At 56.8% G+C, this 13,263-nt stretch carries 14 protein-coding genes; 11 read left to right on the top strand and 3 right to left on the bottom strand.

The features are described from left to right. Positions 1–21: 21 nt before the first annotated feature. Positions 22–570, bottom strand: a complete 549-nt coding sequence (locus B5483_RS23015; RefSeq protein WP_139384116.1) for a hypothetical protein — start codon at positions 568–570, stop codon at positions 22–24. A 191-nt stretch (positions 571–761) separates the two neighbouring features. Between B5483_RS23015 and tnpA the strand changes: the two genes are divergently transcribed. The 4 genes from tnpA to B5483_RS21340 all read left to right on the top strand — a co-directional run bounded on the left by tnpA (position 762) and on the right by B5483_RS21340 (position 3,826). Next, positions 762–1,130: an IS66-like element accessory protein TnpA gene (gene tnpA, locus B5483_RS21355; RefSeq protein ID WP_079731922.1), complete on the top strand. Its 369-nt coding sequence runs from the start codon at positions 762–764 to the stop codon at positions 1,128–1,130. After that, on the top strand, positions 1,127–1,468 hold the full coding sequence (gene tnpB / locus B5483_RS21350) for an IS66 family insertion sequence element accessory protein TnpB (RefSeq protein ID WP_079731921.1): 342 nt from the start codon (positions 1,127–1,129) through the stop codon (positions 1,466–1,468). Before tnpA ends, tnpB begins: the two co-directional genes overlap by 4 nt. 73 nt (positions 1,469–1,541) lie before the next feature. After that, entirely contained in the window at positions 1,542–3,191 is a 1,650-nt protein-coding gene (gene tnpC / locus B5483_RS21345; RefSeq protein ID WP_079731920.1) for an IS66 family transposase, read from the top strand. After that, complete coding sequence (locus B5483_RS21340) at positions 3,188–3,826, top strand: plasmid pRiA4b ORF-3 family protein (protein ID WP_079731919.1); 639 nt, start codon at positions 3,188–3,190, stop codon at positions 3,824–3,826. Before tnpC ends, B5483_RS21340 begins: the two co-directional genes overlap by 4 nt. Positions 3,827–3,963: 137 nt before the next feature. Here the strand turns inward: B5483_RS21340 and B5483_RS23390 are convergent, their stop codons facing one another. Both B5483_RS23390 and B5483_RS21330 read right to left on the bottom strand, forming a co-directional pair. Next, complete coding sequence (locus B5483_RS23390) at positions 3,964–5,193, bottom strand: right-handed parallel beta-helix repeat-containing protein (protein ID WP_281251266.1); 1,230 nt, start codon at positions 5,191–5,193, stop codon at positions 3,964–3,966. A 104-nt stretch (positions 5,194–5,297) separates the two neighbouring features. Continuing rightward, positions 5,298–6,125: a sulfotransferase domain-containing protein gene (locus B5483_RS21330; RefSeq protein ID WP_079731917.1), complete on the bottom strand. Its 828-nt coding sequence runs from the start codon at positions 6,123–6,125 to the stop codon at positions 5,298–5,300. Positions 6,126–6,552: 427 nt separating this feature from the next. Here B5483_RS21330 and B5483_RS21325 point away from each other — a divergent pair, with 427 nt between their 5' ends. The 7 genes from B5483_RS21325 to B5483_RS21295 all read left to right on the top strand — a co-directional run bounded on the left by B5483_RS21325 (position 6,553) and on the right by B5483_RS21295 (position 13,206). Next, positions 6,553–7,626, top strand: a complete 1,074-nt coding sequence (locus B5483_RS21325; protein WP_245829510.1) for a polysaccharide biosynthesis/export family protein — start codon at positions 6,553–6,555, stop codon at positions 7,624–7,626. 151 nt (positions 7,627–7,777) lie between these two features. After that, positions 7,778–8,341: a dTDP-4-dehydrorhamnose 3,5-epimerase gene (gene rfbC, locus B5483_RS21320; protein WP_079731916.1), complete on the top strand. Its 564-nt coding sequence runs from the start codon at positions 7,778–7,780 to the stop codon at positions 8,339–8,341. Positions 8,342–8,358: 17 nt separating this feature from the next. After that, positions 8,359–9,417, top strand: coding sequence for a dTDP-glucose 4,6-dehydratase (gene rfbB / locus B5483_RS21315; protein ID WP_079731915.1), 1,059 nt, complete (start codon positions 8,359–8,361; stop codon positions 9,415–9,417). Position 9,418: 1 nt separating this feature from the next. Continuing rightward, a complete protein-coding gene (gene rfbD / locus B5483_RS21310) occupies positions 9,419–10,342 on the top strand; it encodes a dTDP-4-dehydrorhamnose reductase (protein WP_079731914.1) in 924 nt (307 codons plus the stop codon). A 2-nt stretch (positions 10,343–10,344) separates the two neighbouring features. Beyond that, entirely contained in the window at positions 10,345–11,229 is an 885-nt protein-coding gene (gene rfbA, locus B5483_RS21305) for a glucose-1-phosphate thymidylyltransferase RfbA (protein ID WP_079731913.1), read from the top strand. Positions 11,230–11,298: 69 nt separating this feature from the next. After that, positions 11,299–12,387, top strand: a complete 1,089-nt coding sequence (locus B5483_RS21300; protein ID WP_245829508.1) for a KpsF/GutQ family sugar-phosphate isomerase — start codon at positions 11,299–11,301, stop codon at positions 12,385–12,387. A gap of 15 nt (positions 12,388–12,402) precedes the next feature. Continuing rightward, complete coding sequence (locus B5483_RS21295) at positions 12,403–13,206, top strand: 3-deoxy-manno-octulosonate cytidylyltransferase (RefSeq protein ID WP_079731912.1); 804 nt, start codon at positions 12,403–12,405, stop codon at positions 13,204–13,206. Positions 13,207–13,263: the final 57 nt, after the last annotated feature.

Genomic DNA, 13,263 nt, shown 5'->3' with positions numbered 1-13,263 from the left:
CGCTTGGAACAAGCTCGTCGATCAGCCCTGGCGCATCATGTCCATCGGAATGCGCCAATGGGCACATGGGTACTGATCAATGCACCTTGGTATAAGCGGGGTGAAGCTATTCTTGATCGCCTGCTCGTTTGCGCCGTAATGAAAAGCGAGACGCTCGTAAGATGACTCTACACCAGGGCCATCAATTGACGAAGCTGCCTCTGCATCAACAAATTGGGCAGCAGGAAAACTGCGCTGTAGAAGTGGGATGAGGCGCGCTTCAGTGGCTACAGTGACCTTGTCGACGTCGCGCAAAGCGCAGCCAATGAATCTAGCGTTTCGCAACTCAGCGCCCAAATGTCTGATGCGGCGGCGGATCAAAAGTCTTTTACATGTATCGTTAGGCCCTGCCCAGTTCGGCAAAATCGTGCCTTTGCGAATTTCGGCACCTTCTGCCAAGGCCAGCCATGCTTCAGCATATTCCCCTAGCCGTTCTAATTCACCGCCAACACTTATCAGTGTCCGCCAGTCACTGGCCGACCTCGCAGTCTGGATTTTATCTTTCAGGAATTCTGTGTTGTTACGGTGCATATTGGAGAACTTTAAAATCTACCATTCATAAATTGGAACGAAATTCTGATATATTATGTTCGAGATCGCAACTATAGTCATTTATCGCTTGATAAGTACTTGCGTCGTACCCATCCGGTGGGCCCCGCCTTGTTCGGCGAGTGAACGACCGGTCTTAAGAGCGCTCGTATGAGCGAGCTTAGGAGCGCAGCATGGGGCAGATCACGGTAATGACGGGGCCAGAGCGGCGGCGGCGGTGGCGGGACGAGGAGCGGTTCCAGATCCTGGCCGAGGCCTTCGCGCCGGGCGCATGTGTCGCGGAGGTGGCTCGGCGGCGGGACGTATCGACCAGCCTGATTTACACTTGGCGGCGCAATCTACGACGCGAACAAGCCGAAGGGGCATCCCTTCCGATGGTGGAGGCAACCTTTGCCCAGGCGGTCCTCGCCAAGGAGGAGAAGTCGGACGGCTGTGATCGGTGTGCCGTGATCACCGTGGAACTGGGCGAAGGCCGGCTTGTTCGCATTTCGGCCGGAGCCCCCGCCGCACTGATCACCGCGACCTTGAAGGCGCTGCGATGATCCCAGCGGGCGCGCGGGTGTGGATCGCCATGGGTCACACGGACATGCGCAAAGGGATGCAAGGACTGGCCTTACAGGTCCAGCAGGGTCTGAAGCGCGATCCGCACGGGGGCGACCTGTTCGTGTTTCGCGGACGGACTGGCTCGCTGATCAAGATCATCTGGCACGACGGGATCGGCATGTCCCTCTATTCCAAGCGGCTCGAGAAGGGACGCTTCGTGTGGCCCTCGGCGAAGGACGGGATTGTCTCGCTGACCAACGCGCAATTGTCCTGCCTGCTGGAGGGGATCGACTGGCGTAACCCGCAGTATTCCTGGCGCCCGCAGAGCGCGGGATAGACCGGGCACTTTCTTCGTCTTCCGGCGCATTTTTGGCTTCAACGCTGCACCGATCTGTGATTCCATGCCCCTTATGGACACGGCCGCATCGCCCCTCCCGGACGACGTCGAAGCGCTCAAGGCGCTGCTGTCCGCCGCGCTCGAACGCGCCGACGATGCCGAGGCACGCCTCGCCAATGCCAGGGCTCGCGAGAGCGCGACCGAGGCGATGATCGCTCACCTCAAGCTGCAGATTGCCAAGTTGCGCCGCGAGCAATATGGCGCCAGCGCCGAGCGCAGTCGTCGCCTGCTCGACCAGCTCGAGCTGCAGCTGGAAGACCTCGAGGCCGATGCCTGCGAGGATAACCTGGCCGCCGAAGTTGCCGCGGCCAGGACAGCCGATGTCGCCGCATTCGCGCGCAAGCGGCCGAGCCGCAAGCCGTTTCCCGAACATCTCCCGCGCGAGCGCGTCGTCATTCCTGCGCCGTGCTCGTGCCCGGCTTGCGGCGGCGCGCGCCTGTCGAAGCTAGGCGAGGACGTGACCGAGACGCTCGAGGTGATCCCGCGCCAGTGGAAGGTGATCCAGACGGTGCGCGAGAAGTTTTCGTGCCGGGATTGCGAGGCGATCACGCAGCCCCCGGCGCCGTTCCATGTGGTGCCGCGCGGATGGGCCGGGCCCAGTTTCCTCGCCATGCTGCTGTTCGAGAAGTATGGCCAGCACCAGCCCCTCAACCGCCAGGCCGAGCGCTTTGCCCGCGAAGGCGTGGCACTCAGCACTTCGACGCTGGCCGATCAGGTAGGCGCGGCGGCCTTCGCGCTGATGCCGCTCTACCGACGGATCGAGGCCCATGTCCTGGCTGCACGGCGTTTGCATGGCGACGATACGACCGTGCCGGTCCTTGCCAAGGGCAAGACCGATACCGCGCGCTTGTGGGTCTACGTTCGCGATGACCGGCCCTTTGCCGGCAGCGATCCGCCCGCAGCCCTGTTCCACTATTCCCGCGACCGGCGCGGCGAGCATCCTCGGGCGCATCTGGCGTCCTGGGCAGGGATTCTGCAGGCCGATGCTTATGGCGGCTACAACGAGCTCTACGCGCCCGGCCGTCAGCCTGCATCCGTGATCGAGGCGGGCTGCTTTGCGCACGCACGGCGCAAGTTCTTTGAACTGGCCGACGTCGAGGCTGCCGCGCGCAGGAAGAGCCGTGGCGAGCGCACCGGCATGATTTACCCGATCGCGCTGGAAGCCGTGCAGCGCCTCGATGCCCTGTTCGAGATTGAGCGTGGCATCAACGGCAAGGCGACCGAAGAGCGCGTCGCCGTCCGGCAGGAACTCAGCGAACCGCTGATGACGGATCTGCACGCCTGGCTCACCGCTCAGCTCGCGAAGCTCTCGCACAACCACGATCTGGCCAAGGCGATAAACTACATGCTCCGACGCTGGGATGCCTTCACGAGGTTCCTCGGCGATGGTCGGATCTGCATCACCAACAACGCCGCCGAACGGGCACTGCGCTGCGTGCCCCTTGGGCGCAAGGCATGGCTGTTCTGCGGCTCCGATCGCGGCGGACAGCGCGCCGCCGTACTCTACTCGTTGATCCAGACCGCCCGGCTCAACGACATCGATCCGCAAGCCTGGCTGGCCGATGTCCTGGCCCGCATTGCCGAGCATCCCGTCAACCGGCTCGACGAACTGCTTCCCTGGAACTGGCAAGTCCGGCCCGGAGTGCTATCGCAGGTGGCATGACCGCCCGATCGACAGACAGGCCCACGGCCATCGACAGTTTTCTGCAGATCGCAACGCTGCGCATTGAGCTTAAGGACAGCAACCCGCCGATTTGGCGATTGGTCGAAGTGCCGACCTCGGTCACTCTCAAGGTTCTGCACGACATCGTCCAGGCCGCGATGGGATGGTTCGATTACCATCTCTGGGAGATGCGCATTGACGGTCAGACTTATGGCCTCCCGATGGAAGACGACTGGGGAACCGCTCCGCGCAAGATTGCCGCGCGCGTCCGCCTGCGCGATGTTCTCGCTCCCGGCACGACCACGATTGCGTATTCCTACGACTTTGGTGACGACTGGCAGCACACGCTCACCCTGAGCGATGTTCGACAGGGTGACCCGGCTCTCGCTTATCCGCGCTTCATCGACGGCGAGCGCGACTGTCCTCCCGAGGATTGCGGAGGCATCTCGGGATTCTACGACATGCTGGAGATCAGGTCCGATCCCACGCACGAGCAGCATGCCGAAATCAACGACTGGCTCGATGGCTACGACCCCGGCGAACTCGACACCTTGCCGATCGAGGCATCACTCGCGCGTATCGCCGCCAGGCGCAACGCCGCAGCAAAGCGCATCGTCAAACCAAAGGCGACCTAGCCACGGCCGCCGCGGCCTTCACCGGATGGGTACCTTGCGTCTACAGTAATATAGGAAATGAGGGGGAAATAAAATTCGAGGAGCGCATAGTACGTTATCAGGCCTTTTATGGCGCATGTGAAGCGGCAGTACCGACGTTATTTCTCCACTTTGCGCTTTAGAGTCTGAAGGCTCGGATTTTTTAGAAAATAGTCTGCCCGATGGTAGCCCTCTACCGAATTGTCGGTGATGACGTTGCCCGAAGCCCGGTCCGCTATGAGGATACCGATCTCCATCCTTGGGCCGCGTTCGATTGTGTTGGAGCGAATGATATTGTCTCGCGCAATTCTTTCTCCATGATCATCCTCAAGCTTTATCCCGAAGGTTGTCGCGCCAGGCCACTGATTGTGAGCGCCGACACCGCTGATCCTATTTTCTGTCACAATGTTCTGCGCTGTATCAGTGGCATTTGCACCACTTCCTGTCAGCACGATGCCGCCCAACCCAGGGTTCTCTATTCTATTGTCGCGTACTATGTTGCGGTGTGCGCCATGGATCAACTTGACCCCAAAATTGTGGCAGTTCTGTAATATATTGCCTTCTATCATGCATTCATGGCCGAAACAGTCGATCCCATCGCCGACAGTATCGATGGTGTTGCCCGCGATTAGATGGCCTGAGCTAGTCTCATGGCTAATATTGATGCCATCGGTTTGATTGCCGTGGGTAGTGAGAAACGCTGGAGAGACCGTAATATTTCGGATAATGTTGCCGATGATCCGTAGTTTGCTGCTACCGTCTCTCAATCTGTTGTCATCGACGTCGATGCAAGTGAGTTGGGCTGGACCCTCACAAGAAAGGTGGCAGTTATAGAAATGGTTGGCTGCGATAACGCAGTCTGAGCAACTGTCGATCCGTATAATCTTGGTTTTACTGAAGCCGTAGAATGTGCAGTCAAGAATTTGGATCTGCGTAGAAGCCCGCAGGGCGAGCGCCATAACCACGAGTTCGCTGCCATATGCGCTTAGCGTGAAGGTAAGTCCAGATGCGCCGCCGCCTTGACTGCCAAGGAAGAGCAAGGCGCATGCATTGGGGGCATAAGTTCTCGAGATGCGCGTCTCGTTAAAGTGCTTGACGTCTAGAACAATCTGCGGCGCCCCTGATCCTCGCAATGAGATACCCGAAGGAATCGCAATTTGCCGGGTCAGCCGGTAGATCCCTTTCGGAATCGAAATAATCGATGCGCCGCTGTTGATGGCGCGCTCGAACGCTGTGGTATCGTCTGCAATTCCATTTCCGAGTGCGCCATGATCTGTGACGCTGGCAGCACCCTTAGCGCGCGCGGCGCTAGTAAAGTTGGTAGCGGCAAAAGCTGCGCTAACCGCGATTAAATAGCGCAGCGTGTCGCGACGACTTGAAGGGAGGACGCAGCATTTTGAAGAAGGTTGATCTATGTTGGCAGTCCTTCAAAAAACATTGAAAGATCAGTAACTTAAAGTTCCTTGTCGGGCTTCCTCCTCGTGGGGGGCGTGGTGTCTCCAGGCAGCGCGACTTCGGCTTGTTTCTGCCGCTGCTGGATGGTTGGTTCATAACCGAAATAGTTCAGTACATCGGCACAACTACGTTCAAATTTGGAAATGAACCGTCGGGGTACATATCCTTCAAAGTTGTATGCCTTCTTCCGCCAGTGAAACCGACCATCGATTGCAGTTTTCTCTTCTATTTTCTCATAGATCTTCGTGCAGTCGGCGTCCTCTCGCCCAATGAAATGTGCGATGCTTGTGATCGCCTTAACCTTGTCCGCGACAATGTCCTCATACCGGAGCATCAAATGAGGGCCTCGTGCGGCGACAGTCTCCCAATTACGATAGTATTCTGCGTAGCCACCACAGAGCTTCACATATCGACGGCAGCCCTGATGGTGGATGAACTGGCCGATGTAATGGCCGATCTCATCGTCTTGGATGATCTGGTCGACGTTCTTAAGGATACCCCCCTTGAAGATCCGGCTTTCCCCCTTGATGAAGGAGTAATTTAGCGAAGAGAGTAACACGTCAAGTGGATGCCGATAGACCGAAATATACCCTGCATCCTTCAAACCTACTCGGCCGTCGGCGGGATGCCCAGGAGGATTGTGGGTTTTGAATATGGCCATCTCCGTTCCCCAGACTTCAAAGCTAACCGGAGCTTTTGGCAATTCATGCTGAACAGACGAAATGGCCTCGAACGGGGAGAGTTCTGGCGCAAGTATTTCTTGAATAACTCGCCTGACCCAAGTTGAGCCTGTCTTCGGGTATGAATATAACCAGAGAACATTCATGCTAAATACTTACCTCGGATGCAATATTACCGTCTAATAAATGAGTGCATTAGCCGAAAGTCGGCACCATCTCATCTTTTGCTTGTCGGAGTATCCCACCCGAGCGAAGCTGGCAACGGCTTCGTGCATGCTGTGGCCATTTTCATTTTTTTTCACATAGTTCGCCGTGCGGAGGCAAAGACTTGACTAGCGCGCTCTTGACCGATGGCGGGAAGCTCATAAAAGCGGCCGCATGCTGTCTAATCACATGCATCGCCATGCGACTTGCCGGGCCTTGAGGGGCTCAAAGCGACTATCTACGAGTTCTCGTCCTACGAGTTCTCGTCGCCTCACTCTAAGTCTGACCGTGGCGGCAATTGCCATGGTTCTCTCGGGCTGCGCTTCGTTGGGGGCTAGCGGTCCGCAAAGCGCGAAGGTCGAAAGCGGCGTGAGCAAGAAGCTCGATGGCGCTCAAATTGCGCTGGTCGATTTGACAGATAACGTGGCGCGCCGCGTGATTGCTTCGCGACAGGGTGAGACTTTTGCCCAAGTTTTCGGCGATGACCCCGCAGGCGTTCAGATGATCGGCGCTGGTGACACACTGGATATCAGTATTTGGGAGGCGCCGCCGGCAGCTCTTTTTGGTGCGGTAGGAGGTGGGATGGCTGTCTCCAGCGTGCCGATACTAGCGCCGGAAGTGATTCAGAATTCGAGCTTGCCCGCGCAGATGGTGGCTGAGGATGGGACAATTCGAATTCCATTTGTCGGTGCCGTGCAGGCAGCGGGCCTCAGTGTGCAGCAACTTGAGCGGGCGATCGTAGCGCGTCTGACCGGCAAGGCGCATTTGCCGCAAGTGATGGTGCGCGTTGCTGGCAATCGCTCGTCCAGTGTGACCGTCGTCGGCGACGTGCGAACCAACGCGCCGGTGCCTTTGACTGCGAAGGGAGAGCGGGTTCTGGATGCGCTCGCCAGCGTCGGTGGTGTATCGCAGCCTACCGGAAAGGTGACGCTCCGTCTGACGCGAGGCGGTCGTTCGGTGTCACAACCGCTTGAATCAGTTCTACTCGACCCTGTGCAGAACATCCATCTGCTTCCAGGAGATGTGCTGACCGCGCTCTATCAGCCTTATACGTTTACTGCATTGGGAGCTGTGGCTTCCAATTCGGAAGTGCCTTTTGAAGGGACTGGCTTCACGCTTGCCCAAGCGCTTGGGCGAGTTGGAGGGTTGCTCGACAACCGCGCGAACCGCAGAGGCGTTTTCATATTCCGTCTTGAAGATCCCGCAGTCATGGATCCGGCCGCATTGACAGGACGAAGGCTGACGCCCGATGGACGCCTTCCGGTGATCTACAAACTGGATCTCAACGATCCTGGATCGTTCTTCGTTGCTCAAGGTTTTCCGATTCGCAATGGCGACGTTCTCTATGTTTCTAACGCGCCGCTCGCTGATTTGCAGAAGTTCGTTAGTATCGTATCATCAATGGCTTACTCGATCATTGGCATAAGCAATGCGGTAAAATAGCGCGGTGCAGGTCGAGCTTTTTGTGGCGGGCTGGCATCAGTTGTGAAAAACATGATCCAATGGTTGCATTGCAGCAGATGTGGCCGCTAGGCCTTGTGGTGTTTCGAGTAGGCGCGGTTAATGCGACTTCCTTCTTTAAATGAGCAGGTGCATGTCGGTAATTTTGATTGGCACGAAACGCTTCGGTGATAATCGAGGCTGGTTCAGCGAAACGTTTGTTGAGAGGCGCTGGGCAGAGTTCGGTGTTGACTGTAAATTCGTTCAGGACAACCACAGTTACTCCAAGATCCCGGGCACGATCCGTGGGATCCATTTCCAGTCGGCGCCGCATGCGCAGGCAAAGTTAGTTCGTTGCGTACGTGGTAGTATCATCGACTATGCTGTCGACTTAAGGCGGGGATCGCCCACTTACGGGCGTCATGTTGCTGCCAAACTCAGCGCTGAAAATGGCACTCAGCTGTTCATCCCCGTGGGATTCGGGCACGCGTTCATCACACTAGAGCCGGACACCGAGGTCATCTACAAGGTTTCTGACTACTACGCGCCTGAATGCGATGGGGGCGTTCGGTGGGACTGTCCGAAAATTGCGATCGACTGGCCCTTGCAGGGGCGCACGCCAGAACTTTCCGGCAAGGATGCCGACTTGCCCGACCTTGCTGACTTCGACAGCCCCTTCGCCTACGATGGGAAGCCACTCGAGTTGATCGAGGCTTGAAATTCAGGAGCAAGTAGATGCGTATTGTGGTGACTGGCGGCGCTGGCTTTATCGGGTCGGCGCTGATACGCCATCTTCTGGCGAACACCGAACATGAAGTTCTCAACTTTGACAAGCTGACATACGCGGGTGTCCTGACCTCGCTTGCAGACGTCGAGGGTAACCCCCGTTACAGTTTCGCGCGCGCTGATATTTGCGATGTGCAGGCAGTGGCACAGGTGTTCGAGACCTTCCAACCTGATATCGTCGCTCATCTGGCCGCTGAGAGCCATGTTGACCGCTCCATCGATGGCCCGAGCGCATTCATCGAAACAAATTTGGTGGGCACTTTTTCGATGCTCCAGCAAGCGCTCGCTTATTGGCAAGGGTTGGAGTGCGAGCGTAAAGCGAATTTCCGATTCCACCACATTTCGACCGACGAAGTCTTTGGCACTCTCGGCGATGATGGCCTTTTCACTGAGGACACAGCGTACGATCCGCGATCGCCCTATTCGGCATCGAAAGCCGGGTCAGATCATCTGGTGCGCGCTTGGGGCCATACATATGGCCTGCCGGTCCTGTTGACCAACTGCTCAAATAACTACGGCCCCTATCATTTCCCCGAAAAACTGATTCCCCTCATTATCATTCGTGCACTCGCAGGCGAACCTCTGCCGATATATGGCGATGGCGCCAACGTGCGTGATTGGTTGTTTGTAGAGGATCATGCTCGCGCGTTGCAGACGGTCTTCGAGCGCGGAGTTCCAGGTGAGTCCTACAACGTTGGCGGAAATGCCGAGCGCCGCAACATTGAGGTCGTTGAGACGATTTGCGCGGTACTCGACAAGCTGCGTCCGCGTGGGGATGGTCAAGGCTATGCCTCACAAATTACGTTCGTCGCCGACCGCCCCGGGCATGATCACCGCTACGCGATTGATGCAAGCAAAATCCGCCGGGAGCTTGGCTGGGCTCCTCAAGTGACTTTCGAAGAAGGCATCGAGACTACTGTGCGCTGGTATCTGCAACGATCTGACTGGTGGCAGCCGCTGATCAGCGATCGTTACGATACCGCGCGTCTTGGTTTGGTGACGGGCTGATATGAACCGTATTTTAGTAACTGGCGGCACAGGCCAGGTTGGCCTAGAACTGGCGAGGATCACTTGGCCTCAAGGTGTCGAGTTGGTGTTCCCAGATCGTGGCGCACTCGATCTCGGCAATCGTAGTAGTATTGTCGAGATCTTCGAGAACGGAGTTTGGGATGCGGTAATCAACTGTGCTGCCTATACCGCAGTCGACGCTGCTGAGGATGATGTCGCGAATGCGTTTCTTTACAATGCGCAGGGACCAGCTTGGCTAGCAGAGACTGCGTATAGGGCGGGCGCCAGCTTCATCCAGATCTCGACGGACTATGTTTTTGACGGTTTGGCGTTGGAACCATATAGCGAGTGCGCTTCTGTGGCACCGGTTGGAGCCTATGGCGCCAGCAAGCTTGCTGGAGAGCTGGCGGTACGCGCGGCACACCCCCGCGCAATCGTACTGCGAACTGCTTGGGTCCTTAGTGCGCATCGCAATAATTTCCTGAAGACGATGCTGCGCTTGGGGGGCGAGCGTCGGAGTTTAGGCGTTGTTGCTGATCAGTTAGGTTGTCCGACTTCTGCGGCGGACATAGCGCACGCGGTAAGTACCATCTTATTGCAGCAACTTTCAGATCCCGACGCTCCATTCGGAGTGTACCATTTCGTGAATGCTGGCGAAGCGACCTGGCACGAGCTTGCTTGCATGATCTTTGATAAGGCAAGTCAATACGGTGCTCCTATGCCCGAGGTGGCAAAGGTCGGTACTGCCGACTATCCTACCCGCGCGCGGCGGCCCGCCAATTCACGGCTCCAGACAGGCCGCATCGCAGACGATTTCGGAATCATCCCACGCCCATGGCAAGTCGCTGTTGCTGAAATTGTCGAGGAGCTTTGCTCAGGCGATTGGTCTACAGCCGTTGGTTCCACTAAAATCGGGGAGAACTAAGCGTGAAGGGCATTATCTTGGCTGGTGGATCGGGAACCCGCCTCCATCCGATGACGCTGACTGTCTCTAAGCAGCTCATGCCGGTCTACGACAAGCCAATGATTTACTATCCGCTAACGACGCTAATGCTGGCTGGCATTCGCGAAGTTTTGCTGATCTCCACTCCGCGCGACTTACCCATGTTCCAGGCTTTGCTTGGTGATGGAACACAATGGGGCATGCAGATCGAATATGCTGTGCAGCCTAGCCCTGATGGTCTTGCGCAGGCGTATGTTATCGGCGCTGATTTTGTGCGAGGTCAGAGCTCCGCGCTAATCCTTGGCGACAATATCTACTACGGACATGGAATTGGAGAATTGTTCGACCGTGCCACTAGCAACCCGAGTGGCGCCACCGTCTTAGCCTACCACGTAACCGATCCGGAGCGTTACGGCGTGGTTGAGTTCGATGCAGAGAAAAGGGCGATCTCAATCGAGGAGAAGCCACAAGTTCCGCGTTCAAACTGGGCAGTTACGGGCCTCTATTTCTACGACGAGCAGGTGGTCGATATCGCGGCCGATCTGAAACCGTCTCCACGCGGCGAGCTTGAGATCACCGACGTTAATCTAGTTTACCTCGAGCGTGGGCAACTATCTGTCGAACTTATGGGCCGAGGCTTTGCATGGTTAGACACCGGCACACCTGAAAGTCTCATTGAGGCCGCTGAGTTTGTCCGCACGCTCGAAAAGCGTCAAGGTTTCAAGATTGCTTGCCCAGAAGAAGTCGCCTTCCGAAAGGGGCTGATCGATGAAGCCGGCCTGAAGCGCGCTGTCGATAGTCTAGGCAAGTCTACTTATGGGATTTATTTGCGGGGGATTCTCGAGGGAGGTCCTAACGTGGCAGGATAACAACTAGTACTATTCTGCTTCCTTCTACAAACAATTGCGATACGAAAACATATCGCTTGACCCTCGGAAATGTCTGCAATGAATTTAATGAAGAACCGGCCTCTTATGACTTTATCTCGTTCTTTGGGTCAAGATGCTGCAGCAGTCGATGCGCCTATATCAACGCCGCAACTCGATGATGCCGCCATTCTTGGTCGAGGCATCGAGGTAGTTAGCATTGAAGCCAATGCGCTGCAGGCGTTGGCTAGCATGCTCGACAGTTCATTCGTGGAGGCGTGCCGTCTAGTTCATCAACAAGATGGACGTGTGGTCGTGACCGGCATGGGGAAGTCGGGCCACATTGGCCGCAAAATTGCCGCAACGCTTGCCGCCACGGGCTCGCCTGCAAGCTACGTACATCCTGCCGAGGCCGCTCACGGAGATCTCGGCATGCTCGTGCACGGCGACATTCTAATGGTCATCTCCAACTCAGGTAATACGTCTGAACTGAGGGCAATCCTTCATCACGCATCGCGTATTGGCGTGAAGGTCATCGGCATCACCTCGAATCCGCAGTCCTTGGTCAACGAGAAGGCTGACGTTTCCCTCTGTTTGCCGGCTATGAGAGAGGCCTGCCCGGCGAACATCGCGCCGACCACTTCTACTACGCTACAACTCGCGCTTGGCGACGCGTTAGCGATGGCGGTAATGGACATGCGCGGCTTTTCGCGTGACATGATGAAGGAACTTCACCCGGGTGGCTCGATCGGTCTACGCCTCTTGGCTGTTTCGGAACTGATGCACGGAGCGGATCAACTGCCCTTGGTCGGACCAGAAACTGCGATGGTCGATGTAATCGTTGAAATGACTGCGCGTGGTTTTGGTGTTGCTGGCGTCGTTGATGAGAGTGGCGGTCTTATCGGGATCATTACTGATGGCGATCTACGCCGTCATTTCACGATGTTGCAAACTGCAACGGCGAGCGAGGTGATGACTGGCCAACCGCGCCTTTTACGTTCGGACACTAGTGCAGAAGATGCCGTACACATCCTTAACAATGCGCATGTGACTTGCGCTTTTGTGATCGACGCCATTGGCAATGAGGAGGTCGAAGTGAGCGGAGCCGTACCCATCGGCATCGTCCATGTTCATGACTTTCTCCGTCTTGGTATCGCTTAATCCACGGAGGCTACGTTGGAAAGTTTCGCGATTATCATTCCGGCACGGTATGCTTCGCAGCGTTATCCGGGCAAGCCGCTGGTTCCTCTGCGTGGTTCGACTGGCATCGACAAAGCGCTGATCCAACGCAGCTGGGAGTGCGCGCTTTCGGTCAAGGGCTCTGTCGGAGTATGGGTTGCGACCGACGATGAGCGGATCGCCGAGGAAGTCCGGCGATTTGGAGGTGACGTAGTCATGACCTCGCCCGATTGCGCCAACGGAACCGAGCGCTGCGCAGATGCTGTAGCGCGGCTTGGGGCGATCGCCGATGTTATTGTGAACCTACAAGGTGATGCTCCGCTTTCACCTGGGCATATTGTGACCGATTTAGTGCGAAGGCTTAGCGAGGACCGTAGTGCACTTATGGCGACGCCAGGTGTGCGCTGTTCACGTTCAGTCTTGGCGCATCTGTTGGGTGATCAGGCACAGGGACGAGTCGGTGGTACCACCGTGGTGTTTGATGACAGGCAGCGCGCCCTCTATTTTTCCAAGCGGGTTATCCCGTATCTGAGTGAGAGCGCTGCGCAGGCGGAGGTTCCTCCTGTTCACCTTCATCTCGGAATTTACGCCTACCGGCCAGATGCGTTGGCAGCCTACAGCACGGCGCCGGTGAGCGAACTGGAGCAGCTTGAAGGACTCGAGCAGTTACGCTTCCTAAGTTTGGGGTTGCCGGTCTCTGTTGTGCAACTCGATCCGCTTGCGTGGGATTCGATTGAGCTCAACAATCCCAGCGACAAGGCAGTGATCGAGAAAATCCTAGCAGAGAGGGGTATCGCCTGAGGGCTCAAATGCCAAAGCTAACGCCAATTTGCGACAGGAGAGCGCAGGAGCGGCGGA

It is taken from the genome of Novosphingobium mathurense (assembly GCF_900168325.1).
In the GTDB taxonomy this organism is placed as follows: Bacteria; Pseudomonadota; Alphaproteobacteria; order Sphingomonadales; family Sphingomonadaceae; genus Novosphingobium; species Novosphingobium mathurense.
This window is presented reverse-complemented; position numbering and strand designations above follow the sequence as displayed.

Coding starts and splice junctions, on each gene's coding strand:
- rfbD (WP_079731914.1), top strand. CDS start 9,419: ATGAACCGTATTTTAGTAACTGGCGGCACAGGCCAGGTTGGCCTAGAA.
- rfbC (WP_079731916.1), top strand. CDS start 7,778: ATGTCGGTAATTTTGATTGGCACGAAACGCTTCGGTGATAATCGAGGC.
- tnpC (WP_079731920.1), top strand. CDS start 1,542: ATGGACACGGCCGCATCGCCCCTCCCGGACGACGTCGAAGCGCTCAAG.
- B5483_RS23015 (WP_139384116.1), bottom strand. CDS start 570: ATGCACCGTAACAACACAGAATTCCTGAAAGATAAAATCCAGACTGCG.
- B5483_RS21340 (WP_079731919.1), top strand. CDS start 3,188: ATGACCGCCCGATCGACAGACAGGCCCACGGCCATCGACAGTTTTCTG.
- tnpB (WP_079731921.1), top strand. CDS start 1,127: ATGATCCCAGCGGGCGCGCGGGTGTGGATCGCCATGGGTCACACGGAC.
- tnpA (WP_079731922.1), top strand. CDS start 762: ATGGGGCAGATCACGGTAATGACGGGGCCAGAGCGGCGGCGGCGGTGG.
- B5483_RS21300 (WP_245829508.1), top strand. CDS start 11,299: ATGTCTGCAATGAATTTAATGAAGAACCGGCCTCTTATGACTTTATCT.
- rfbB (WP_079731915.1), top strand. CDS start 8,359: ATGCGTATTGTGGTGACTGGCGGCGCTGGCTTTATCGGGTCGGCGCTG.
- B5483_RS21330 (WP_079731917.1), bottom strand. CDS start 6,125: ATGAATGTTCTCTGGTTATATTCATACCCGAAGACAGGCTCAACTTGG.